Origin of the sequence: Bradyrhizobium icense, assembly GCF_001693385.1 — a bacterium.
Taxonomy (GTDB): domain Bacteria; phylum Pseudomonadota; class Alphaproteobacteria; order Rhizobiales; family Xanthobacteraceae; genus Bradyrhizobium; species Bradyrhizobium icense.
On record NZ_CP016428.1, the window covers coordinates 1,288,260 to 1,310,257 of the forward strand.

General features: G+C 63.6%; 22 protein-coding genes. 6 read left to right on the plus strand and 16 right to left on the minus strand.

Annotated elements, in window-relative coordinates; all coding sequences use genetic code 11:
- The first annotated feature begins 116 nt into the window (after positions 1–116).
- The 4 genes from LMTR13_RS06155 (at position 117) to LMTR13_RS06170 (ending at position 3,146) form a co-directional block, all read left to right on the plus strand.
- The gene (locus LMTR13_RS06155) at positions 117–578 is read left to right on the plus strand and encodes a hypothetical protein (protein ID WP_065732470.1); all 462 of its coding nucleotides are present in this window, start codon (positions 117–119) and stop codon (positions 576–578) included.
- The gene (locus LMTR13_RS06160) at positions 571–1,803 is read left to right on the plus strand and encodes an HlyD family secretion protein (protein ID WP_065727106.1); all 1,233 of its coding nucleotides are present in this window, start codon (positions 571–573) and stop codon (positions 1,801–1,803) included. The genes LMTR13_RS06155 and LMTR13_RS06160 overlap by 8 nt, the downstream gene beginning before the upstream one ends.
- Positions 1,804–2,028: 225 nt before the next feature.
- A complete protein-coding gene (locus LMTR13_RS43510) occupies positions 2,029–2,361 on the plus strand; it encodes a DUF992 domain-containing protein (protein ID WP_418219784.1) in 333 nt (110 codons plus the stop codon).
- A gap of 101 nt (positions 2,362–2,462) precedes the next feature.
- Entirely contained in the window at positions 2,463–3,146 is a 684-nt protein-coding gene (locus LMTR13_RS06170) for a carbonic anhydrase family protein (RefSeq protein ID WP_197521014.1), read from the plus strand.
- A gap of 59 nt (positions 3,147–3,205) precedes the next feature.
- Here the strand turns inward: LMTR13_RS06170 and LMTR13_RS06175 are convergent, their stop codons facing one another.
- Positions 3,206–4,150 (minus strand): LysR family transcriptional regulator, encoded by a 945-nt coding sequence (locus tag LMTR13_RS06175; RefSeq protein ID WP_065727109.1) that lies wholly within the window; start codon positions 4,148–4,150, stop codon positions 3,206–3,208.
- A 230-nt stretch (positions 4,151–4,380) separates the two neighbouring features.
- Here LMTR13_RS06175 and LMTR13_RS06180 point away from each other — a divergent pair, with 230 nt between their 5' ends.
- Positions 4,381–5,361: a Bug family tripartite tricarboxylate transporter substrate binding protein gene (locus tag LMTR13_RS06180; protein WP_065727110.1), complete on the plus strand. Its 981-nt coding sequence runs from the start codon at positions 4,381–4,383 to the stop codon at positions 5,359–5,361.
- Positions 5,362–5,366: 5 nt separating this feature from the next.
- Here LMTR13_RS06180 and LMTR13_RS06185 read toward each other — a convergent pair whose 3' ends face one another.
- Genes LMTR13_RS06185 through LMTR13_RS06200 form a run of 4 tightly spaced genes read right to left on the minus strand, consistent with a single transcriptional unit; the run spans position 5,367 to position 9,509 of the window.
- The gene (locus tag LMTR13_RS06185; protein WP_065727111.1) at positions 5,367–6,557 is read right to left on the minus strand and encodes an ABC transporter permease; all 1,191 of its coding nucleotides are present in this window, start codon (positions 6,555–6,557) and stop codon (positions 5,367–5,369) included.
- 2 nt (positions 6,558–6,559) lie between these two features.
- Positions 6,560–7,720: an ABC transporter permease gene (locus tag LMTR13_RS06190; protein ID WP_065727112.1), complete on the minus strand. Its 1,161-nt coding sequence runs from the start codon at positions 7,718–7,720 to the stop codon at positions 6,560–6,562.
- The gene (locus LMTR13_RS06195; RefSeq protein WP_065727113.1) at positions 7,717–8,397 is read right to left on the minus strand and encodes an ABC transporter ATP-binding protein; all 681 of its coding nucleotides are present in this window, start codon (positions 8,395–8,397) and stop codon (positions 7,717–7,719) included. The genes LMTR13_RS06190 and LMTR13_RS06195 overlap by 4 nt, the downstream gene beginning before the upstream one ends.
- 47 nt (positions 8,398–8,444) lie before the next feature.
- Positions 8,445–9,509, minus strand: a complete 1,065-nt coding sequence (locus tag LMTR13_RS06200) for an efflux RND transporter periplasmic adaptor subunit (protein ID WP_065727114.1) — start codon at positions 9,507–9,509, stop codon at positions 8,445–8,447.
- A 606-nt stretch (positions 9,510–10,115) separates the two neighbouring features.
- On the opposite strand from LMTR13_RS06200, the gene LMTR13_RS06205 reads away from it, so the two are divergent.
- Complete coding sequence (locus tag LMTR13_RS06205; protein ID WP_236843443.1) at positions 10,116–10,925, plus strand: DUF2066 domain-containing protein; 810 nt, start codon at positions 10,116–10,118, stop codon at positions 10,923–10,925.
- Positions 10,926–10,957: 32 nt separating this feature from the next.
- Here LMTR13_RS06205 and LMTR13_RS06210 read toward each other — a convergent pair whose 3' ends face one another.
- The 11 genes from LMTR13_RS06210 to LMTR13_RS06260 form a co-directional block, all read right to left on the minus strand.
- A complete protein-coding gene (locus tag LMTR13_RS06210) occupies positions 10,958–11,971 on the minus strand; it encodes a zinc-dependent alcohol dehydrogenase family protein (RefSeq protein WP_065727116.1) in 1,014 nt (337 codons plus the stop codon).
- A gap of 74 nt (positions 11,972–12,045) precedes the next feature.
- Positions 12,046–12,672, minus strand: a complete 627-nt coding sequence (locus LMTR13_RS06215) for an FMN-dependent NADH-azoreductase (protein ID WP_065727117.1) — start codon at positions 12,670–12,672, stop codon at positions 12,046–12,048.
- 13 nt (positions 12,673–12,685) lie between these two features.
- Positions 12,686–14,263: an isochorismatase family protein gene (locus tag LMTR13_RS06220; protein ID WP_065727118.1), complete on the minus strand. Its 1,578-nt coding sequence runs from the start codon at positions 14,261–14,263 to the stop codon at positions 12,686–12,688.
- A 19-nt stretch (positions 14,264–14,282) separates the two neighbouring features.
- Entirely contained in the window at positions 14,283–15,131 is an 849-nt protein-coding gene (locus tag LMTR13_RS06225) for an MBL fold metallo-hydrolase (protein ID WP_065727119.1), read from the minus strand.
- Positions 15,132–15,168: 37 nt separating this feature from the next.
- A complete protein-coding gene (locus LMTR13_RS06230) occupies positions 15,169–16,059 on the minus strand; it encodes an amidohydrolase family protein (protein WP_065727120.1) in 891 nt (296 codons plus the stop codon).
- Positions 16,056–17,174, minus strand: coding sequence for a vWA domain-containing protein (locus LMTR13_RS06235; RefSeq protein ID WP_065727121.1), 1,119 nt, complete (start codon positions 17,172–17,174; stop codon positions 16,056–16,058). The genes LMTR13_RS06230 and LMTR13_RS06235 overlap by 4 nt, the downstream gene beginning before the upstream one ends.
- Positions 17,171–18,052 (minus strand): AAA family ATPase, encoded by an 882-nt coding sequence (locus LMTR13_RS06240; RefSeq protein WP_065727122.1) that lies wholly within the window; start codon positions 18,050–18,052, stop codon positions 17,171–17,173. Before LMTR13_RS06240 ends, LMTR13_RS06235 begins: the two co-directional genes overlap by 4 nt.
- A 9-nt stretch (positions 18,053–18,061) precedes the next feature.
- Positions 18,062–19,084 (minus strand): xanthine dehydrogenase family protein molybdopterin-binding subunit, encoded by a 1,023-nt coding sequence (locus LMTR13_RS06245; protein WP_065727123.1) that lies wholly within the window; start codon positions 19,082–19,084, stop codon positions 18,062–18,064.
- A gap of 2 nt (positions 19,085–19,086) precedes the next feature.
- Positions 19,087–20,670: a xanthine dehydrogenase family protein molybdopterin-binding subunit gene (locus tag LMTR13_RS06250; protein ID WP_065727124.1), complete on the minus strand. Its 1,584-nt coding sequence runs from the start codon at positions 20,668–20,670 to the stop codon at positions 19,087–19,089.
- A gap of 11 nt (positions 20,671–20,681) precedes the next feature.
- Positions 20,682–21,161 (minus strand): (2Fe-2S)-binding protein, encoded by a 480-nt coding sequence (locus LMTR13_RS06255; protein ID WP_065727125.1) that lies wholly within the window; start codon positions 21,159–21,161, stop codon positions 20,682–20,684.
- A gap of 6 nt (positions 21,162–21,167) precedes the next feature.
- Complete coding sequence (locus LMTR13_RS06260) at positions 21,168–21,986, minus strand: FAD binding domain-containing protein (RefSeq protein ID WP_065727126.1); 819 nt, start codon at positions 21,984–21,986, stop codon at positions 21,168–21,170.
- Between the last annotated feature and the right edge of the window lie 12 nt (positions 21,987–21,998).

A 21,998-nucleotide genomic window follows, 5' to 3' on the forward strand; every position in this document is an offset into this window, starting at 1 on the left:
GAAGTTGCACTGCGCGTTTCTGCTTGCTACGGTCAAAACGCCATGTTGGATTCTGACAAGTTGCGCTATAATAAATTGTATTATCAAGGTTGGTTCGCCGAGGAATGGAGGGGTCCGTGAGCGAGTCACTTCATCCGAGTGCCCCCCATCATCTGCCAGGCTTCATCACCGCTCCGGGCGATACCGATATTCTGATGGTGGTGGTCGGCGTCATTCTCATCGGCGCCGTCCTGATGGTCGGCAATTTTTATCTGCGCTTGCATTCGTTGCCGGAGCGAATGGCGCACAAGTCGCAAAAGCTGCAATTCGAGATCGTGGCTGTGCTCGGCTTGCTGGCGCTCTTTACGCATAACCACCTCTTTTGGGTGATCGGGCTGTTGCTTGCGATGGTGGATCTGCCCGATTTCGGCACGCCGCTGCGCAGGATTGCTGGATCGGTCGAGAAAATCGCGGGCGCTCCATCCGGTGACGAAGCACGCGAGATTACCGCGGAAAGTGGCCCTCACGCGGATGCTGCAGAAGAATTGGACACGGCGAAACCCCGCGCCGCCAAGAGCGAGGTGCGCAGCCATGCTTGAGCTCCTCCTCTGCTCTTTGGTGACTATCGTTCCTGACTATCTTTATCGCCGCTACCGGCAGGGCAAGCGCCTCGGTAAGGAGATCACGTTCTATTCGGTGTGGTTCGAACTGAGGTGGGGAATCGTCACCTGCCTCATGCTGACGGTGGGGCTGATTACGGTCATTTTCTACTTTCACCCGTCCACCTCTACGGCGACCCTGTTCTTCAGGACCGTCCCGATCGTTCCGGAGACAGTCGGCCGGGTGTCGGAAGTTCACGCCGGATTCAGCGCTCCCGTCAAGAAGGGTGAAGTGATCTTCAAGCTCGACAGCTCAAGGCAGGAAGCCGCAATGGAGACGGCGCGGCGGAGGATCGCCGAGGTCGATGCCGCTTTGCTGGCGGCTCAGGCGGATATTCTCAAGGCGGACGCCCAGATCCAGGAGGCGAAGAGCGCCTATCAGCAGGCATCGGATGAACTGGACGTCAAGCGCGAACTCCAGAAGCGCAATCCTGGCATTGTCCCCCAGCGTGACATCGAAAAGCTGGAGGTGCTGCTCGCAGGCCGTCAAAGCGCGGTTGATGCCGCAACGGCTTCGAAACAATCGGCGATGACCAACGTGAGTGCTCTTCTACCCGCGCAGAAGGCAAGCGCGGAGGCGGCGCTGGCCGAAGCGCAGGTGGAACTGAACAAGACCTACATCCGTGCGGGCGTCGCGGGGCGCGTGGAGCAGTTCACGCTGCGCGTGGGAGACATCGTCAATCCGATGATGCGGCCTGCCGGCATCCTCATTCCCGAGGGTGCGGGACAACGGGCGCTTTCAGCGGGGTTTGGACAAATCGAAGCGCAGGTCATGAAGGTCGGGATGGTCGCCGAGGCCACGTGCATTTCAAAGCCCTGGACGATTATTCCGATGGTGGTAACGGGCGTGCAAGATTATATCGCGGCGGGGCAGTTCAGGGGCGGCGAGCAACTGGTCGACGCGCAGCAGGTGAGGGCCCCGGGCACTATCACAACGTTTCTGGAGCCCATCTATCAAGGCGGGCTCGACGGCGTCACGCCTGGAAGCAGTTGCATCGTCAACGCCTATACCAGCAACCACGACCGGATTGTTTCGAACGAGACGGGCGCATTCAAGCGGTTCACACTGCACGCCGTAGATGCCGTAGGACTGGTGCACGCGATGCTCTTGCGCATACAGGCCTTGCTGCTTCCCGTGAAGACGCTGGTTCTGAGCGGACACTGAAAGCCAACGAAATGGGAGGATTGGAGTTGCGGTTCTAAGTGAAGCCGACTGGTTTCCGGCTGACAGCGCAGCTAGCCGCTCAGTTCCAATCCCCTACAACCCTGGTTCGTACGGGGCGTTGCGATGAAACATGCATGGTTGCCGCCCATCGCCATTCTTGTTTGCTTAGCCGTGACCCTAGCCGCCGCCCAAAGCGGGGTGAAAGCCGGACTGCTCACCTGCAAGATGCAAGCGCCCGTTGGATCGCAGCAACAGATGCGATGTCGATTCGAGCATGACGATCATGGACCGCCCCACGTATATTCAGGCACGGTCAACGTCGTGGGCCTCGAGTTCGGAGCGAGGGGGGCCTCGATGGGGTGGGTGGTGTTTGCGCCGACCGCCTCGCTGCCACGCGGCTCGCTGAGAGGAAACTACGTCCGAGCGGGCGGAGATTCTCCAGTTGAATTGGGTAATGGCGCAAAGCTGATCGGTGTTTCGCAACGGAGGATATCGCTGCAACCGATTGCTTCCGAGCGACAGGTCGCTCTGGAGATTGGCAGGCTCGAATTACGGTAGGCCATTGTGTCGAAGCGTTTACTCGTGGGAGATGGCATATGCGCCAAAAGTACGAACATCCTCGAGACTGTAACTGCTTAGGTCGCCGGAATTTTCTCAAGATGGCGGGTAGCGCAACCGCTCTTGGTCTGGCCGGTGCCGGCGGCTTCGTGATTCCGGCATATGCCGACGCGCTGACCAAGGCGCAGCGGGATAATATGAGGCCCGATCAAATCATCCAGGCCATGAAGAATGGAAACCAGCGCTTTCGCAGAGGCGAAAGGAAGGAGCGCAACTATCTTCGTGAACAGAAGGCAAGCGCCGCTGGACAGTATCCTGCCGCGGCGTTGCTGACTTGTATCGACTCCCGTGCACCGGCCGAGGTGATCATGGATCTCGGCATCGGCGACATCTTCAACTGCCGCGTCGCCGGCAACGTCGAGAACGCCGATATTCTCGGCAGCCTCGAGTTTGCCTGCAAACTTGCCGGCGCGAAGGTCGTGCTCGTAATGGGCCACACCGCGTGCGGTGCGATCAAGGGCGCGATCGACAATGCCGAGTTGGGCAACCTGACGGGATTGCTCGGCAAGATCAAACCGGCAGTCGAAGCGACGAAATACGCGGGCGAGCGATCCGCGAAGAACTACGACTTCGTCAACGCTGTCGCGCGAACGAACGTCGAGATGACTGTCGCAAACATTCGCAAAGGCAGCCCGATACTTGCCGAGCTGGAAGCCAAAGACAGCATCGACATTGCCGGAGCCATGTACAATCTCGAAACGGGCGCGGTGGAGTTCTTGGCCTGAAGCCGGCCGCGTTTTGCGTAAACGGAGATGCCGTTCCAACGTGCCGACGACGCCCTTCGCTAGACAGTCTTCTGTCGCCCGTCAGCGCGGCGGCGCTCGATTCCGACGGCCGCCCAGTTCGGGCTGAAATCCAGCGTGAAGTCGCGAAAACTCTCCACGGCCGGCGAGAGCGATGCGCTGTGTCGTACGAACATTGCGATCTTCCATTTGACGGCCGGCTGCAGCAGCGGCAGGAACGTCAGTCCGAAGCCGCGCACCAGCGGCTCCGCCATCGAGGGGCAGATCACGGCGCCTTGTCTCACTCGCAGCAAGGACAGGGCGGTGTTCACCCGATGCACCGGCATCAATTCCCTTGGATGATGCCGCGGCGGTACGTTACTCAGCACATTGATGGCGATGTTCGGCATGTAGTTGAGCAGTGGCCGGTCGCGGAGATCCTTCCAACTGACCGACTTGCCTTTTGTCAACGGGTCGTCGCAGCGCAACGCCACCCAGAGCGGATCGGCGCAAATCATGTGAACTTCCACCGATTGGTCCGGAACGACACCGGCCGGCCCGAAGCCGATTTCGGTAGAGCCGTTCTGCAAGCCGGCCAGCACCTCCTGGATCGGCACGTCGTCGAAGCGGACGTCAACGCCGGGATGGCTGCTGTTGTATTCGGCGATGAGCTCCGGCAGCAGCGTGCAGGACAGCGTTTCGGGCGCCGCGACACGGACCAGCCCGCGGCGGAGCTCCTTGAGGTTCGTGAGATTTTCGAGCGCCTCGTCCAGGTTCGAGAGCACGCGCCGCGCCATTGGCGCGAAGGTCTCGCCGACCGCGGACGCAGACACTTTGCGGGTGGTGCGGTCCAGGAGGCGGACGCCGACGCGGCTCTCGAGCTCCTTGATCAATCCTGAGAGCGCCGCCTGCGACAAGTGCATGGCCTTGGCGGCTTCCGAGAAGCTTGAGGCCTCCAATACGGCGACGTAGGCGCGCAACTGCCGCAGTGTCACATCCATCGCCATGCCCGCGTCCTCCCGGCGTCGCTTCCGACATTCATAGGGCAGGCTTATTAATCAGTCAAAAAATACACATTGTTCGATAGAAGGCGCGTCTCTATCGTTGCGGCCTTGATGACACGAAGAGCCCGGCGATCCAGCAATGCGATCGCGCCAAAGCAGGCTCGATGAAAATGGGACGGACACGCCGGCTGCGCCGCTATTGCGGGCGGCCCTTTTAAGCCCCGGGGGCATTCATGACAGTCACACGCCGAACTCTGCTGGGGACCATCGCCGCCGCCTTCGCCACAGGGCCGGGCTTACCTGCGTTCGCCGAGGGCAATTGGCCAACGCGGCTGGTGCGGCTGGTGTCGCCCTACGGGGCCGGCGGGGCCAACGACATCTCGCTGCGTATGCTGGCCGAGCAGCTCGGGCGCAGCCTCAACCAGCAGTTCATCGTCGAAAACAAGCCGGGCGCAGGCACGCGCATCGCCAACGAACTGGTCGCGCGCGCTGCGCCGGATGGATACACTTTTCTTTACGCGGCGGCGCCCTATGCGACGGCCGAAGCCCTGTTCGGGCAACTGAAATATGACCCGCGCAAGGACCTGCGGCCGGTGGCGATGGCCGTCATGGCGCCGATCTTTCTGATCGTCAACGCGAAGGCGCGCTTCAAGAACCTGCAGGAGCTGATCGCCTACGGCAAGTCGCAGCCCGACGGCCTGACCTTTGCCTCGCCGGGCGCGGGCTCTCAACCGCATCTGGCGGCCGAGTTGCTGCTGAGGGACGCCGGCGTCAAGGGCCTCAACGTCCAGTACCGCGGCGACGCGATGGCGTACACGGAGCTGCTCGCCGGCCGCGTCGATGCGACCTTGACTGCGATCAGCACGGCGTTGCCGCATATCCAGAGCGGCGATTTTCGCGTGCTGGGCGTCGCTTCCGCCGAGCGCAGCGCCATTTACCCACAGGCTCCGACCTTGCGCGAGCGGGGCTTTCCCAACGTGGTCGCTTCCGGATGGTACGGCTTCATGGCGCCATCAGCCACGCCGCAGCCGATCGTCGAGCGGATGCAGCAAGAGATCAATCGCGCGCTTGCCGACCCCGAGGTGAAACAGAAGCTGCCCGCCCAGGGACTGGAAGCACGCGCCGGCTCGGCCACCGAATTCGGCAAGTTCATCGACGACGAGACGCGGAAATGGGGCGAGGTGATCCGTGCGGCCGGCCTGAAGGGAGAATAGAGCGTTCAGTTCGCGTACAGGCCCTCAACGATCGGCAAGCGCGCGGCGCGTAGCGCCGGAAACAGCCCGCCGATCAGGCCCACGATCAGTGCGAGCATCACGCCCTCGGCAATCAGCCACGGGCTCAGCTTGAAGTCGAACACCACTTGCGTGAAGTTGCCGCCAAGAGTCGAAGCCGTGACGCCATCGAAGATCAGGTAGGTGGCGGCGGCACCTAACAGGCCGCCGATGACGGCGAGCAACAGCGATTCGGCGAGCGTTCCGACAAAAGCCGGGAAGCCGCCAAAGCCGATCGCCCGCAGCGTTGCGATTTCGGTGGCGCGCGCGGCGACCGACGAATACATCGTGTTGAGCGCGCCGGCGACGGCTCCGAGCGCCATCGCGATCGCCAGCGGCCAGCCGAGTTTCTGAATCAGGTCGGAAGTTTGCGACGCCTGTTCGGCGAAGTAGCTTGCTTCGGATTTGACGTCGAGCTTCAGCCGCGGATCGTTGTCGCTGTAGCTTTTGAGCTCGTTCAGCGCAGCCGGCCCGGTGAGCCGCGCGCGCACGGTCTGCACGATGTTGTTGCGGTTGAACAGGCTCTGCACCACGTTGAGATCGGCCCAGATCTCGGATTCGAACACGCTGCCGCCGGCCTCGAACACGCCGACGACGGTCCAGCGCGTGGCGCCGAACGATACGGTAGAGCCGAGGTCCAGCCCTTCGAATTCCCGCAGCAGCGCCTTGCCGACCACCACTTCGTTGCTGCCGCGATTGAACATGCGGCCTGCGGTGATGCGAACGTCCTTGCGCAACTCGGAGCCCTGCTCGCCGATCCCGCGCAGCGGCAGGTTGGCCTTGGTCTTGGTGGTGCGCTTGATGCCGTCGACCACGAGATAGAGCTCCGGCGAGATCAGCGGCTTGCCGTCGCTGCCGCGCGCGATGCCGGGTCCATCCTCGATCAGCCGCACCTGATCGCGGCTGACCGTGCTGTTGATCTCGGCCTGCGAGCCGGCCCGCAGCACGATGGCGATGTCGTCGGCGCCGGATCCCGCAATGGTGCGCTGGAAGCCATTGGCCATCGCCAGGAATGCGAGCAGCACGATCACCACCAGCGCAATCGCGACCACCGTCGAAAGCGAGAGCCAGCGGCGCTGCGCGATGCTCTTGAGATTGATGGCGGTGACCGCCGCCACTTGAAGCCAAAGCGAACGCATGCCTATCCCCGTCCGAGCGCGGTTGCAATCTTGAGCCGCATGGCGTTGAGCGCCGGGATGATCCCGGTGATCAGCCCCAGCGCGATCATCAGCGCCAGCCCCTGCAGAGCTATGGTCGGCGATACGGCAAAACCGGGCACGACGTTGGCGAGGCTGTTGCGCAGCGCCATGGCGATCAGCGCGGCAATCGCCAGTCCGGGAATTCCGCCGAGCAGCGCCAGCAACACGGATTCGCCGAGCACCATCGTCAGGATTCGCGCGCCTGAAAATCCGAGCGTCTTCAGTACGCCGATCTCGCGGGTACGCTCCCGGATCGACAGCGCCATCGTGTTGCCGACAATCATCAGAATGGTGACGAAGGCGGCGCCGACCACCAGCAGCACGATCAGGGCGATGTTGCCGAACTGCGCCGCAAAGGCCTTGCCGAAGGCCTTTTCAGTGTCGGTCGAGGTCTCGGCCGTGGAATTGGCGAACATCGCGTCGATGGCCTTGGCCACGCGATCGTTGTTTTCGGGGGAGGTGGTCTGGAGAATCATCCAGCCGATGGTGTCTTTTCCGAAACTGCGGGTCTCGTCGAAATAGGGATACTGGAACAGGAGGAAGTTGGTATCGACGTGCTGGGCCTTGCCCTTGGCGATGCCGGCAATGGTGAGATCCCAGGTGTGACCACCGCTCTTCTGGCTGAAGATGTTGCTATTGAGAGGAATGCGGTCGCCGATCTTCCAGCCCCACTTCTGCGCCAGCGTTTCACCGACCACCGCGCTGCCGCGGTCGCGTATGAAGGCCTGAAGCTGCTCGGGAGGAACGTCGATTTCGCTGCGATAGACGTCGAAATAGGTGTTTGGCTCGATCGCGAGCGCCATGATGAAGTTCTTCGGGTCCTGATAATAGCCGCCGAACCAGTTGGCGAAGGTCACCTGCCGCACCCCTTCCACCGCTTTTACGCGGTTGAAGTAGGCGATCGGCATCGGCTGGGTGAAGTTGATCTTGTTGACCGTGATCATCCGATCAGCGGCGGCGGCATCCTCGCCGGCGGTGAAGGCGCGGTAAAATCCGGCGAGCACGCCGAAGATCATGAAGGCGATCAGGATCGACACGATCATCAGGCTTGCGCGCAATTTGCGGCGGAACAGGTTTTTCCGGACCAGGTCGAAGTCGTTCACGCGGCAAGCTCCCGTTCGACGAAGCGGCCCTTGTCGAGATGCAAGACGCGCTTGGCATAGTTTGCCGCCGCGGGATCGTGGGTGACCATCACGATGGTCTTGCCGAGCTCGCCATTGAGCAGTTGCAGGATCGAAAGGATTTCGTCGGCGGATTGACGGTCGAGGTCGCCGGTCGGCTCGTCGCACAGCAAGAGGTTCGGATCCGAGACGATGGCGCGCGCAATCGCAACACGCTGCTGCTGGCCGCCCGACATTTCGCGCGGACGGTGCTTGACGCGATCGGCGAGCCCAACCACGGAAAGCGCGGTGTGAACACGATCGGCGCGCTCCTTGCTGCGCAATCTCGTGAGCAACAGCGGAAGTTCCACGTTCTGCGCCGCCGTCAGCATCGGCATCAGATTGTAGAACTGGAAGATGAAGCCGATATTGGCGGCTCGCCAGGCTGCCAATTCGCCTTCGGATAGACCGTCGATGCGCTGGTCCGCCACCGCGATCTCGCCCCCGTCGACGCGATCGATGCCGCCCAGCAGGTTGAGTAGCGTCGTCTTGCCCGAACCCGATGGTCCCATAACGGCGACGAAATCGCCGCGGGGAATCGCAAGATCGAGATGATCGAAAATCGAGATGGTTTCCTTTCCCTTGGTGAAACGCTTGCTTACGCCGGTAAGGCGAACCATCGGGTGTTCGGCTGTCACGTTTGTCTCCTCTTTGAATCGATCGGGAGCTAATTCGCGGCGCTGGCGTCGGCGGCGCCGTTTGCCTTGGCTTCGCGCAGAAAGTTCACCTTCACTGCCATGTCGGGCAGGATGCGCGGGTCCCTCTTGTCGAAGCGGATGCGGACCTTCACGGTGGCCTTTTCGCGGTTTGCGGTCGGCACGATCGCGATCACGGAGGCGGGAATGGTCCAGTCCGGATAGGCATCCAGCACCGCGTTCACGGCACCGCCGGGAGTGACACGGCCGATGAAGGCCTCGTTCACATCGACCTCGATTTCGATGGAATCCATGTCGACGATGGTGCAGATGCCGGTGCGGGTGAAGCCGCCGACCGACATCGGCGAAATCATCTCGCCGGGTTGCGCGCTGCGGTCGATGACGACGCCGGCGAATGGCGCGCGGATTTGGTGCTTGTCGAGCAGCGAAGCGCTGCGCTTGGCGTCGATCTTGGCGGTCTCGAGTTGCGACTGCGCCTGGCGCAATTGCGCGCTGAGCACGCCGACCCGAGCCTGCGCCTTGGTCAGATCGGCCTCGGTGGCAAAGTTCTTCTGCGACAATGTCTGTACCCGCGACATGATCCGGGTCGCGTCCTCCAGATCGGCGGTGATCGCGGCGACGGCGGCGTCGGCGGTCTCGACACGCGAGCGCGCCAGCTCATAGTCCCTTTCAGCCAGCACGCTGTCGAGCCGCGCGACGACTTGCCCTTCGGTCACCGTCCTGCCTTCATCGGTGAAGACCTCGACCACCTTGCCGGTAATCTCGGCCGCAACGGTTGCCTTGCGGCGCGCCACCACATAGCCGGAGGCCGCCAGGCTGCCGGCCGCCTTGCCATTCGTTGCGGCCTGCTGGGGCCCTTGCGGTTGCGAGGCGGGCTGCGGTGCGGCCTGCGATAAGGTTTCTTTGGGAGGGTCCTGCCTGCGCAATTCGAAGGCGGCAAAGGCGGCAAATGCGACGACGACGCAGGCGGCAACTGCCGCCGAGATCGGCAGCCAGCGGCGCTTCGGTCGTTCCACCTTGTCGGTGCTGCGATCGATGGTCAGCGACCTCAGCAGTTTGCTCTTGTCTTCGCGCATCGTTCATTTCCATCCGGCTGCTCGCTGCAGCTTCCGCGCGGGCGGCATCGGTCTCGCGCGGGCGGTCTCTCTTACAGCCGATCCACATGTCTCGCCATAGCGGCAGTCGAGCCCTCAGCTTTTTCCCTCAGGCGGCGACCCCAGCTCGGTTGTAAATCACGTTCAGCTCTCGCGCGCGCCGGGCGGCGCCCATTTTTCGACGAGGCGAATGGCGGAAATCTAAAGCCTAATGGCGATAGAAGCAATTCTTGGAACCAGCAAGAGTTGTATGCGCCGCATCGCCAATTTGCAAACCGTCGGCATCGCGGATCCCTGGGTAAAACGCCGATGATCGTGAAGTGACATCAAAACCAGGCAAAATCTTGCAGTCGGAACCTGCAACTGGACCCGCGCCTGTATTTCTCCGCGCCCAGATGCATAATGCTAAGGTTGAAGGCCCACCAGCCGGGAGGGTTTTCTTGAAGCGATATTTTCTGACGCTCGCATTTGGGAATGTTCTAAGGCAAGAGCTTGAGGAATTGCGGAAGCCTCACCGTGGTTGATCTGCCTATGACGAGACGCCGGCCTGTTTTGATATGGCTTGGTGCTGTCAGCGCCATCGTCAGCATGCTCTCTGCAACAGCCCTGGTTTGGTGCGCTAGCGCGCTGGCGGCGGGCGCTGATCTATATCGGGTGCAGACTGTCGTAACGGGGCAGGGCGAGGCCAACCGCATCATCGGCTTTGCTTCCTGTCTGGAAGACGTCCTGATCAAGGTGTCCGGCGCACAGAAACTCGCAGGCGACCGCCGTTTGGCGGCCTACAAATCGAACGCAAAAAGTTTCGTCAAGGCATTCAACTATCGCGACCAGTTTTTGGGTAAGCCTGTTCGTGACGAGCAGGGCACCCGTGATCGGCCGTACGATCTGACGGTCGATTTTGACGAAAAGAAAATCGACGATGTTCTCAAGGCGCTTGGCCTCAAGCCGTGGCTTTCACCACGTCCGCGGCTTGCCGTTTTTGTCGAGATGGAGAACGGCCCGAGGAAATTTGTTGTCACGGCCGATGGAACCCCGTCCGATTTGCAGCGAGACGCGCTGTTTGCGGCGGCGGACAGGCGCGGGATGGCCATCGTGCTGCCCAGCGCGGCGGCGTTGGCGAAAGCGGGCCTCGAGGGTGCGAAGCTCGATACCGTGTCATCCTCGACCCTGGCGCCGCTCGCGACCGAGCACGGTGGGGAACTTGCGTTGGTCGGACACCTGGTCTGGAGTGACGGTGAGCTTGGCTGGGTCACACGTTGGCGGATGGATTGGCAAGGCCGGACGCACGTCTGGGACGTACGCGGCGTTACGTTCGACGAAGCCTTCCGGCGTGGCGTCGGCGGCGCGGCCCAGGTTTTGTCCGACAACGGCGATCCGGCCGGCCGCGCGCGGCGCTGACGGAATTGGCCGCGGGTTAGCGCGATGGCGCTTCACCCGATCTCGATCGCCACTTTGCCAAAATGCGCGCCGCTCTCCATGTGCGCAAATGCGTCTCTGACCTGATCGAAACGGAACGTTCGGTCGATCACCGGCTTCATGCCGTTGACGGTAATCGCATCCACCATCGCCTGGAGATCCTCGACCGAGCCGACGGTGACGCCTTGCAGCCGCTGCTGCTGCATGACCATCAATGGCAGCCGCAGGTCGGGCGGCGGCGGCCCGGCGAGCACGCCGATGAAGGCGATGGTGCCGCCAATCCTGACAGCCCGGATCGATTCGTTCAGCGTGCCGACCCCGCCGACCTCCACGACCAGATCGACGCCGTGAATGCTCCATTCGCGGGCCTTCTTTCCCCAGTCGGGTGTCGTCCTGTAATTCAGCGTAAAGTCGGCACCGAGCTTCTTGAGGCGTTCGATCTTCGCATCGCTGGACGAGGTTGCGATGACGCGCGCGCCGCACATTTTGGCAAACTGAATGGCGAACAGGGATACCCCGCCGGTGCCCTGCGTCAGAACAGTCTGGCCGGGCCTCACGCCGCCGAGCTTTGTCACTGCGCTCCAGGCCGTGAGTCCGGCGCAGGGCAGTGCGGCGGCTTCGATGTCGCTGAGATGCTCCGGCGTTCTGACCAGCGCGTGCTTCGGAAAGAGCCGATACTCGCTAAGGACGCCGTCCACCGAGCCGCCGAGGGCTGAGCGCATTTTTGCTTCGCTCGGTTCACCGCCGATCCAGCCTTCGAAGAAGCTGCCGATGACGCGGTCGCCGGCGGCGAATTCCCGCACGCCCGGACCCACCCGCTCGACGATTCCCGCGCCGTCCGAAACCGGCACCAGCGGAAATTTCTGACGCGAACCGTAACCGCCCTTGACGGTGATGAGATCGCGGTAATTCAGCGTTGCCGCTTTGAGCCGGACCAGCACCTCGCCGTCGCCGGGCGTCGGCACAGGTTTGTCCACGAGGGCAAGTCCATCGATTCCGCTCGGTCCCTGTAGCTCGTAACATTTCAACGGAAGTCTCCTTTGGCGCGGCCCGATAAAGCGCAATATTGCCGCAAATGTTCCGATTTCGCCAACCTTGCCGATCAGAATCTCGCGGCCATCTCGGCCAACCGGCGATGCGCGCCTTCGCGTGCGGTGCGGATCGGCTCGGCCGGACCGGTGGTCGGCCCCATCGGCACGAAACGCACGTTGCTGACGCCGATGAACCGCAGCGCCTCTCGCAGGTAAGGCGTCGCCATGTCGATGCGGCCGCGATTCATGCCGGTGACGAAGTCGCTGCCGCTTGCGAGAATGACGACCGTCGGCCGGTCGTTGAACAGTGGCAGATAGCCCTGCGCCGCATCGAAGCGGAATGCGAGCCCGGGCTGCGTGATTACGTCGATCCATTGTTTCAGCTTGTAGGGAATGCCGAAATTCCACATCGGCGTCGAGATCAGCACGCGATCGGCAAGAGCGAAGCGGAGCGCGATGCGTTCGGTGACCGCAAAGGCGTCACGCTGTGAATCGGTGAAGGCCCGTCCATTGATGCGGGCATATTTGGCCTCCAGTACGTAACCCTCGAATTCCGGCAGGTGATCCCGCCACAGGTTCATCACGTCGATGTCCCAGTCGGGCTGCGCCTGGCGGAAGCGGTCGACAAAGACGCGCGCGGCGGCCGAAGATTCCGAATCCGCGCGCGGCGAGCAGCTCAGGTGAAAGAGTTTCGGCATGGCCGGGCGCCGCTCATCCCAATCCCCTGACGACCGCGTCGGCGTTGGTGACGACGGCAACGTTCTGCATGGCAAAATTGACGGAGGCGTTGTGCCAGTCGGCGTTCATGGTCGAGCAGCAGTCCTCAGGCACGATCATGAAGTAGCCCTTGTCGGCACCGGTGCGGGCGGTGTGCTCCACCGACATGTTGGTCCAGGCACCGGTGTTGATGATCATGTCGCGGCCGGTCGCCTTCAGGATGGTCTCCAGCCGCGTGCCTTCCCAGGCACTCATCCGCATCTTCTCGACCACGAAATCGCCGGCGCGCGGTTCGAGCCCCGGCACCGGCGCGGCGCCCCAGCTCCCGCGGACCATCGCGCCGCTATCGACCAGCCCTTCGAACAAGGGAGCGTTGAGCGTCACCCCGGGCGCGCCCGGTTCGACGATGAACCAGACATGGATGATGACGACGCCGCGCGCCCGCGCAGCGTCTGCAAGGCGGCGCACATTGTCGACCACCCGCTGCTGGCGCGCATGGACCGGCGAGCCGGAATCGGCGAACGCGCCGCCCTCCATGATCACGTCGTTCTGCAAATCCTGAATGATCATCGCGCAGCGGCGCGGATGGAGCTGCATGTCGCCGCTGGCCAATTGCGGTGCGGCAGGCGGGGCGGAGGCCGTATCTAGGCCGGTCGAAGCCCGACCGCTCATATAGGGTTCGTGGCGCGGTCCGGCCTTAACCGGGATCGCATAGACCGAATGCGTCGCGGTCAGATACAGCGTGCGAAAATCAGGTCCGCCCCAGGTGAGATTGGCGACGAGCTCGGGAACGCGCACCTTGCCGAGCAACTCGCCCGCGGCCGAATAGACCCAGACGCCGCCGGGTGCCGTGACCCAGACATTGCCGCGCTGATCGCACTTCATGCCGTCGGGCAGGCCGGGCTCGAGCTCGGATCGTATGCCGTTGGCGAAGACGCGCGCGTTGGCGAGCGAGCCATCGGCTTCGACGTCGAAGACGCGGATCAGCGCCTGCACGGTGTCGTTGACGTAGAGCAGGCGCTCGTCGGGCGAGAAGCAAAGTCCGTTCGGCTGGTCGAACAGATGGCGATCGACGACGAGTTTTGGCGGACCCCCGCCTGGCGGCACGCGAAAAACGCCCTGGAAGCCGAGCTGGCGAGGCCGCTCGACGCCATAGACCGGCATGCGGCCGTACCAGGGGTCGCTGAAATAGATCGCGCCGCTCGAATGCACGCAGACATCATTCGGGCTGTTGAGCTCCTGGCTCTCGAAATGCGAGGCGATCACCTCGCGGCGCCCGTCGGGCCGTTCGCGGATCAAGGACGAGGTGGCGTGCTCGCAGACGATCAAATTGAGCTCGGCGTCATAGGTCATGCCGTTGCATTTGTTGGAGGGGCGCTTGACCTCGACGACGCCGCGCTTGGCGTCCCACCGCCGGCGCACGTCCGCCGGCATATCCGAAAACAGGAGATAATGATGGACCGGATGCCAGATCGGCCCTTCCGTAAATTCAAAACCGGTGCCGACCTGGCCGACCGGCGCGTAGGGGTCGATCAGGGTCTCGAATTCCGGGCGCAGCGTGACGTGCGTCATCGGTCGGTCCTTTCAGCGCTCAGGCCGGAAACCAGTGGCGCTGCGGCAGGCTCTGCACCACGGGCCCGGGCACCTGATCGTGCAGCCGGCCAACCACCATGCCGCCCTCGATCTTGGCCGGTCGGTCGTGCACCGGGAGCAGGTAGCGCGAATTGCTCAGTAGCTTCTTGATCGCCGCCTTTTCCGCGCGCTTGCTGGTGCCGTGATTGCCGGTCGTGCGCGGCTCCCAATCGTGAATCTCGTGGAAGGGGTTCACGATCTGGTCGTTGAAATCGTAGATCACATCGCCACAGATGGTGGCGATGCCGTCGGCGGTGTGAACGTGGATGTTCATCGAGCCCTCGGTGTGGGCGTTGGCGGCATCGCAATAGACGCCCGGCATCAGTTCGATCGGCCCGGTCACCTCGAGATCGAGGAAACGCAGTGCGCTCCTTGTGTGCAGGCGGTCGATCAGGTGCTTGATGTCGGGCGCCGGATATTGCGGATGCATCAGGCCCGAGACGGAATATTCCAGCTCCTTGCGGTTGAGCACGACCGTCGTGTTCATCGGAAACAGATCGTCCTTGCCAGCGTGATCGATGTGCAGATGGGTGTGGCAGACGAAGCGGACGTCGCCCATGCGCACGCCGTGGCGCGCGAGCTGGTTCTCGATCATGTTCTCGTGGAACTGGAGCCCGCGCATGCCCAGCGTTTCCATGATCTGGTTGGAGCGGTAGCCGGTGTCGACCACGACCGGATAGGGACCGCCGACGATCAGGAAGCCGAGCGTCAGGACACGGCGGGTCCGGCCGCAATCGCGGCCGAGCACGAGAAAGCTCGATTCCAGTTCGATATCCCCATAATCCAGGATCTTGATTTCAAGCGGCATATGTTCCCTCCCATATTCCTTTGATTGGCGTGCGCCGTCATCGGTCGAGCCGATAGACGCGCAAGGCAGTCTTGCGCAGAACGGCGTCGCGCTGATCCGCACTAAGCGTGGCTGTTGCGGCAAGATAGGCGTCGATCAACTCGCGATAGCTGGTCCAGAGTTTTTCGATCGGAAAATTGGAGCCGAACAGGCAGCGATCAGCGCCGAAGATTGCTACCGTATCGGTGAGAATGGAGGCGATATGCGCGGGATCGTTGCGATGGATGAAGGTTCCAAGACCGGAAAGCTTTGAGACGATGTTCGGACAGGCCGCGAGCCGGGTTATCCCGGCGCGCCAGGCGGATCGGCCCTGCGGCGAAAGATCTTCCAGCATGGCGGCGTGCTGCAAGATGAAGGTCACATCGGGGCAGGATTCGGCGAGTCCCGCGGCATCTTCCATCTGCGGCGCGAACACCTGCAGATCGAAGCTGAAGCCATAGTGGGCGAGATGCGCGATGTTGCGCCGGATCTTTGGATCGGCGCAGAGGTCGGGCCGGGCCGCAAAGCGATAGAGCGGGTTTTCGTGCCAGTGCAGTTGCATGCGCACGCCACGCACCAGCGGATAGCGTGCGAGACGATCGAGCTGTGGACGGACATCGTCGACATTGAAATCGGCGTAGGAGACGATGGCGTGCGGCCAGCCATGCTCTTTCGCGGTCTGCTGCACCCAGGCGGTTTCGTCCTCGAAGCGATCATTGGCCCAGTTGGTCTGCACGTAGACCGACCGCGCCACGCCGGAGCCGGCGAGATCGGCGAGATATTCCTCGATCGGATAGTCGCGGCGGATCGGCTCGTAGGGGCCGAAGATGCGCGGCTGCATCGGGCCGACAAGCCAGGGCAGGTCGGCCTGGCGCCAGATGTGGTGATGGGCATCGACGATATCGGTCACGCGGCTTTCCTTTGTCCGAGCGAGAGAACGTGGGAGACGATCGCGGCGGTGGATCCGCCGTCGACCAGATCATCCACGAAGCGGCGGATCGCGATCAGCGCTTCGGTCTGCGGCTGAAAGCCGGGGCCTGACGCCAGCGGCGTCAACCAGCTCAGGCGCCAGGCGCGCCGCGACAATTTTGCGACGGCATCGCGCAGGGCGGAGGGGTCGCCGCGCTCGAGGCCGTCGGACAGAATGACGACCGCGGCGCCGCGGGCATAGCCGCCGAACCGGGGCACGGCCAGAAACGCCTGCAGCGCATCGCCGATGCGGGTGCCGCCGTCCCAGTCGCTAACCAGATGAGCGGCGGCGAACAGCGCCTGTTCGCGGCGCTTCAGACGGAGCGCCCGGGTAACGCGGGTGAGCCGGGTGCCGAAGGTGAATACCTCGACGTTGGGAGCCGCATGCACCACCGCGTGGGCGAGTTTCATGTTGTCGTCCGTGCGTCCCTTCATCGAACCGGAGACGTCGACCAGCAGCAGCACCTTGCGCGGCCGGGCGCGCCGCTTGAGACGGCCGAGCCGCAGCACTTCGCCATCGTTGCGCACGCTCTCGCGCAAGGTTCGCCGCAGATCGGCCCAGGGACCGCGCCGAGCGCGCATGCGCCGGTGGCCGCGGCGCCGCGGCAGCCGCGCAGGCGCTTCGCGCGACAGTTTTCGCAAGACATCGCCGGTCACGCCCGGCGCGAAGCGGCGTTCGACCAGCGCCTCCGCGCGGGCGGCGGCAAGCCCGGACTCGCTGACTTCATCGGCCAGCAATGTTTCGTCCACGCCGCGGCCTTCCTCCTGCAGGCGAACGACTTCCTCGTCTTCGGCGCCGGCATGATCGATTGCTTCGCTGCCGAGGAAATGGATGTCGAACAGCAGGTCGTAGGTCGCTCGCCGCTCGGGTGGCGGGGCGAGCGTCGCGAGCCCGGCTTGACGGATGGTGTCGATGCTGCGCGGCCCCAGCAGCTCGATCGCCGAGAGAAATGCCGTGGTCTGTTCCGGCGCAACCGCAAAGCCGTTGGCGCGCAGCAGGGCGACAAAGGACACGAAGACGCCAATAGGACGCGGCAGTTGAAGTGCGTCGCTCACGCGGCAGCCTCCGCAATGAGTGCATCGAGCCGGCCGGAGATGAAGGTGAGATCCTCCTCGTCCTTGAGCGCGACGCCGACAGAGCGCTTGAAGGCATCCGGCCAGCGGGCGCCGCGTTCATGCAACAGCGTGGCCGCCTCCGCCCAGTCCACGGCTTCAGCGATACCCGGCGCTTTGCTCAGCGGTTCCCGCCGCAGCTGGCCGACGGCGGCGACGACGGCGCGAGCGGTTGACTCCGCAACGCTCGACGCCCGCATCATGACGATACGCGCCTCGCGCTCAGCGGTGGGATAATCGATCCAGTGATAGACGCAGCGGCGGCGCAACGCCTCGTGCAGGTCGCGGGTGCGGTTCGAGGTCAGCACGACGACAGGGCGCTCGGCGGCACGGACGGTGCCGCGCTCCGGAATCGAAATCTGGAAATCGGAAAGGAATTCGAGCAGAAACGCCTCGAACTCCTGATCGGCGCGGTCGATTTCGTCGATCAGCAGCACAGTGGAGTCAGGCGCGCGCAGGGCAGCCAGCATCGGCCGTTCGATCAGGAAGGTTTCGCCATAGATGTCGATGCTTTCCTCGCCGGCCTGCCGGATCGCGAGCATCTGGCGCGGATAGTTCCACTCGTAAAGCGCGGCGGATGCGTCGATGCCCTCGTAGCATTGCAGGCGGATCAGGCGGCGGCCGAGCACGGCGGCGATCGCCTTGGCCGCTTCGGTCTTGCCGACACCCGGCGCGCCTTCCAAGAGCAGCGGCTTGCCGAGCGCAAGCGCGAGATAGGCCGCCGTCGCGAGACCGTCGTCGGCGAGGTAATACGCCGTCCGCAAGGCACGTTCGAGCGCTTCGGGGCTGTCGATGCCGACGATGTTTGAGCGGATCGTCATGGAAAGACCTCAGCGCCGCGCCTGCGGCCGCGCGCCGCCTTGGGCCTTGATTGCCCGCAACACTTTTTCCGGCGTGATCGGCAGTTCATCCATCCGCACGCCGACCGCATTGAAGATGGCGTTGGCAACCGCGGGCAGAACCGGGTTGGCGCACATCTCGCCCGGTCCCTTGGCGCCGAACGGCCCGTCGGCTGCAGGGCGTTCCAGCACCGCGATATCATGCGGGCAGATGTCACCGGGGCCGGGCATGAGATATTCGACGAAATCGCGCGGACCGTGCGCCGGATTTGGATAATAGGGTTCGGGCGTTTCAAAGAGCGCGTGGCTCACTCCCATCCATGCGCCGCCGACGAGCTGCTGCTCCACCAGCCGCGGATTGAGCGCGCGGCCCAGTTCATAGGCGCTGTCCATGCGCACCATCGCAACCTCGCCGGTCTCGTCGTCGACCTCGACCTCGGCGACCAGGCAGGCGTGCGCATAGCAGGTCGCCGGCGACATTTCGCCGGTCTCGGGATTCACTTCGGACAACGGCACCAGAAAAATGCCGCGGCCTGAGATCGTCTTGCCCTGCTTGAACTGCGCCGCGATCGCGACATCCTTGGTGGAGATCGAGCGGTGCGGCGCGCCCTTGACGTGGATACTGCCGCGCCCGTCGGTCTCGAGATCGGCGGCATTGACCTCCAATTCCTCCGCAGCAGCTTCCATCATGACGCCGCGCGCCTCCCTGGCCGCCGCCATCACCGCGTTGCCGACGCGGTGCGTGCCGCGCGAGGCGAACGAACCCATGCAGTGCGGGCCGGTGTCGGAATCCGCGGTGTCGACATAGACGTCTTCGACCGGCACGCCGAGTGTCTCCGCGCAGATCTGCCGCGTCACGGACTTCATGCCCTGGCCGAGATCGATCGACGACAGCGACACCGTGAACTTGCCGCTGGGGTTGGAATGAACCAGAGCCTGGCTGGGATCGCCGCCAAGGTTCATTCCGATCGGATAGTTGATCGAAGCCATGCCGCGTCCGCGATGCTTTGCCATGGTCAGCGTCTCCTGGTGCCGAAGACGGAAGAAAAGCGCGTGGCACCGTGTGACGGCGACGGAGCGGGCGGCCTCGGAGGAGGTGGTGGCGCGGGAGGCGGCGGTTCATGGATCGGTGCAGGAGGCGCGCGATCGTAGGTGGTTCGCTGTTGCGAAACCGCGGCGCGTTGCAGTACGGGTTCGAGCGGCGTCGGCGATATCGCTGCCCGGCTGCCGCCGCCGTCTCTGCGCGACGACATCCGCTTCATCTCTTCACGAAGCGGCCATTTGGCCTTTTCGGCGGCCACCTGCACGCATTCGATCAGCGCGGTGTTCTTGGCCTCGCGCCGGTGCGCCTTCATGTCGCCGTCGCGGTAGGCGTTGAGAATGCGAAACTCCATCGGGTCGATACCGACCAGATGGGCGAGCTTGTCCATCTGGCATTCGAGCGCGAAGTCCATTGCGGTGACGCCGAAACCGCGCATGGCGGTCGCGGGCGTGCGGTTGGTGAACACGCAATAGACGTCGCCATGAACGTTGGGGATCGTATAGGGGCCGGGCAGGTGGGCCACGCATTTGACCACGGCGTAGCTCGAAAGCCGGGTATAGGCGCCGCTGTCGAAATAGGCGCGGATCTTGCGGGCGACGATGCGCCCGTCGCGCATCACGCCGTCCTTGATGTAGATGCGCTCGGCGCCGCGCGGCGAGCCGAACTGCATCTCCTCCTCACGGCCGAGCTGATAGCGGACCGGACGCCCGCTCAGCATTGCGCCGAGAATGGCGAGCGGTTCGGTGAGCGTATCCACTTTGCCGCCGAAACCGCCGCCGACGGTGCCGCCGATGAAGTGGAAGGTGTTGGAGGGCACGTCGAGGATTTTTGCGCAGGTGTCGAGCGAGAAGAACAGCGCTTGCGTCGAGGTATAGACGACGTAGCGTCCATTCGTATCGGGCGCTGCGATCGAACCATTGGTTTCGGTCGGCGCATGCTCGATCGGCGACATCTGGTAGCGCTGTTCGAGCACGTGATCGGCTTCCGCGAAGCCACGCTCGACGTCGCCGAAGCGCAGCTTCTGATGATCGTAGACGTCGTGATAGATGAATGTGTTTTTAGGGTAGACCTCGTTGACGACGGGCGCGCCCGGCTTCAAGGCTTCCTCGACGTCGAACACCGCAGGCAGCGGCTCGTAATCGACGCGCACTTTCGCCATCGCCTCATAGGCTTCACGCGGGCTGTCGGCGACAATGGCGACGATCGGCTCGCCCTTGTAGCGGACCTTGTCGACCGCGAGCGACGGCTCGTCGTCCTTGCCGAAATTGATCAGGCTGAGCAGGGTGTTGAGATTGCGCGGCACGTCGGGCCCGCGAATGATGCGCCGAACGCCCGGCGAGCGTTCCGCTTCCATCGTATCGATGCGGCGCAGGCGGGCATGCGCGTGTGGGCTGCGCAGCACTTTCAGATGCAGCATGCCCTGCAGCTTATGGTCGTCGAAATAGGTCGAAGTGCCCGTGACATGGCCGAGCATGTCCTGGCGCTGCGTGCCCTTGCCGATCTCTTTCAAATTATCGTCGCGCTCGTCGGCGAAGATGTCCTTGCGCAATTCCAGCATGGCGGTGTCCTTTAGGCGCGGGCGCGACCGCTCGAAGCGGCGGCGAGGACGGCGTTGATGATCGGCTCATAGCCGGTGCAGCGGCAGATATTGCCTGAGATCGCCTCGATGACCTCGGCGCGGCTCGGCGACGGATTGCGGTCGAGCAGCGCTTTCGCCGCCATCAGCATGCCCGGCGTGCAGTAGCCGCACTGGGCCGCGAAATGCTCCATGAAGGCGCGCTGCAGCGGATGCAGATTGGGGCCGTCCTTCAGCCCGTCGAGGGTCTCGACGGCGCGCCCGTTTACGGTTTCCGCCAGCGTCAAGCACGAGAGGTGCAGCTCGCCGTCGATCAGCACGCTGCAGGCGCCGCAGCCGCCCTGGCCGCAGCCGAACTTTGGCGTCATGTCGCCGATTGATTCGCGGAGCGCGACCAGGAGATTGACGCCGCCGTCGACGAATAGCGCGACGTCGCGGCCATTGTGACGAAATTGCAGGGCGGTCTTGGTCATGACGGCTTACTCCAGACCGGACAACAGGCGGCGAAGATGAACGCCGACGATCTCGCGACGATACCAGGCGCTACCCAGCGCATTGTCTGCGGGTGACACGCCTTCGGCGGCCACCGCCGCAGCAGCATTGATCGCGGAGTCGTCAAGCGAGCGTCCCTCTAGCGCCCGCTCGGCGGCTCTGGCGCGAACTTGCGTCGCGGCCATCGAGCCGAGCGCAATGCGTGCACCTGAAATGCGGCCGCCGCTGACCGGCAGATGCGCGGCCAGCGTAATCACGGAGCCGCCCTTCGGCTTGATGCGGGCAATCTTGCGATAGCGGAAGGCATCGGGGCTTGCGGGTCGCTGACAGGAGACGGTCAGCACCAGCGCGCCGCTCTGGCGTTCGCGGGATTGCAGGAACTCCTCGATCGGCATGTCGCGGGCGCCAAGGCCGCCCTGGACGGAGACGGTGGCGTCGAGCGCCAGCAGGGCGACGGTAAAGTCGCCATAAGGATTCGGCGCGAACAGATTTCCTCCCACCGTGCCCATGTTGCGCACCGCAGGGCCGCCGATCGAACGTGCCGGTGCGTGCAGAAACGCAAGCTCGCGTTCGGCCAGTATCCTGGCGAAGGTGACGCCGGCGCCGATCGTAACGCGCGAGCTTGCGACGTCGATCCGCGCCAGCGCCTGGTCGGTGGCACGCACCACGGTCGAGATCGAGATATCGCCCTCGTTGAGCGCGCGCATGACGAGCGTGCCGCCGCCGAGATAGCGGGCGCTGCGGTCGGACGACAACGCCGAGGCCGCCTCGCCAAAATTCGCGAATGTCTTCACCGTGACGGGCATGGCTTCGCCTCC

Coding starts and splice junctions, on each gene's coding strand:
- LMTR13_RS06240 (WP_065727122.1), bottom strand. CDS start 18,052: ATGACGATCCGCTCAAACATCGTCGGCATCGACAGCCCCGAAGCGCTC.
- LMTR13_RS43510 (WP_418219784.1), top strand. CDS start 2,029: ATGCAAGCGCCCGTTGGATCGCAGCAACAGATGCGATGTCGATTCGAG.
- LMTR13_RS06170 (WP_197521014.1), top strand. CDS start 2,463: ATGGCGGGTAGCGCAACCGCTCTTGGTCTGGCCGGTGCCGGCGGCTTC.
- LMTR13_RS06200 (WP_065727114.1), bottom strand. CDS start 9,509: ATGCGCGAAGACAAGAGCAAACTGCTGAGGTCGCTGACCATCGATCGC.
- LMTR13_RS06225 (WP_065727119.1), bottom strand. CDS start 15,131: ATGCCGCTTGAAATCAAGATCCTGGATTATGGGGATATCGAACTGGAA.
- LMTR13_RS06250 (WP_065727124.1), bottom strand. CDS start 20,670: ATGCTGGAATTGCGCAAGGACATCTTCGCCGACGAGCGCGACGATAAT.
- LMTR13_RS06245 (WP_065727123.1), bottom strand. CDS start 19,084: ATGGCAAAGCATCGCGGACGCGGCATGGCTTCGATCAACTATCCGATC.
- LMTR13_RS06220 (WP_065727118.1), bottom strand. CDS start 14,263: ATGACGCACGTCACGCTGCGCCCGGAATTCGAGACCCTGATCGACCCC.
- LMTR13_RS06260 (WP_065727126.1), bottom strand. CDS start 21,986: ATGCCCGTCACGGTGAAGACATTCGCGAATTTTGGCGAGGCGGCCTCG.
- LMTR13_RS06185 (WP_065727111.1), bottom strand. CDS start 6,557: ATGCGTTCGCTTTGGCTTCAAGTGGCGGCGGTCACCGCCATCAATCTC.
- LMTR13_RS06215 (WP_065727117.1), bottom strand. CDS start 12,672: ATGCCGAAACTCTTTCACCTGAGCTGCTCGCCGCGCGCGGATTCGGAA.
- LMTR13_RS06205 (WP_236843443.1), top strand. CDS start 10,116: ATGCTCTCTGCAACAGCCCTGGTTTGGTGCGCTAGCGCGCTGGCGGCG.
- LMTR13_RS06160 (WP_065727106.1), top strand. CDS start 571: ATGCTTGAGCTCCTCCTCTGCTCTTTGGTGACTATCGTTCCTGACTAT.
- LMTR13_RS06195 (WP_065727113.1), bottom strand. CDS start 8,397: ATGGTTCGCCTTACCGGCGTAAGCAAGCGTTTCACCAAGGGAAAGGAA.
- LMTR13_RS06175 (WP_065727109.1), bottom strand. CDS start 4,150: ATGGCGATGGATGTGACACTGCGGCAGTTGCGCGCCTACGTCGCCGTA.
- LMTR13_RS06255 (WP_065727125.1), bottom strand. CDS start 21,161: ATGACCAAGACCGCCCTGCAATTTCGTCACAATGGCCGCGACGTCGCG.
- LMTR13_RS06180 (WP_065727110.1), top strand. CDS start 4,381: ATGACAGTCACACGCCGAACTCTGCTGGGGACCATCGCCGCCGCCTTC.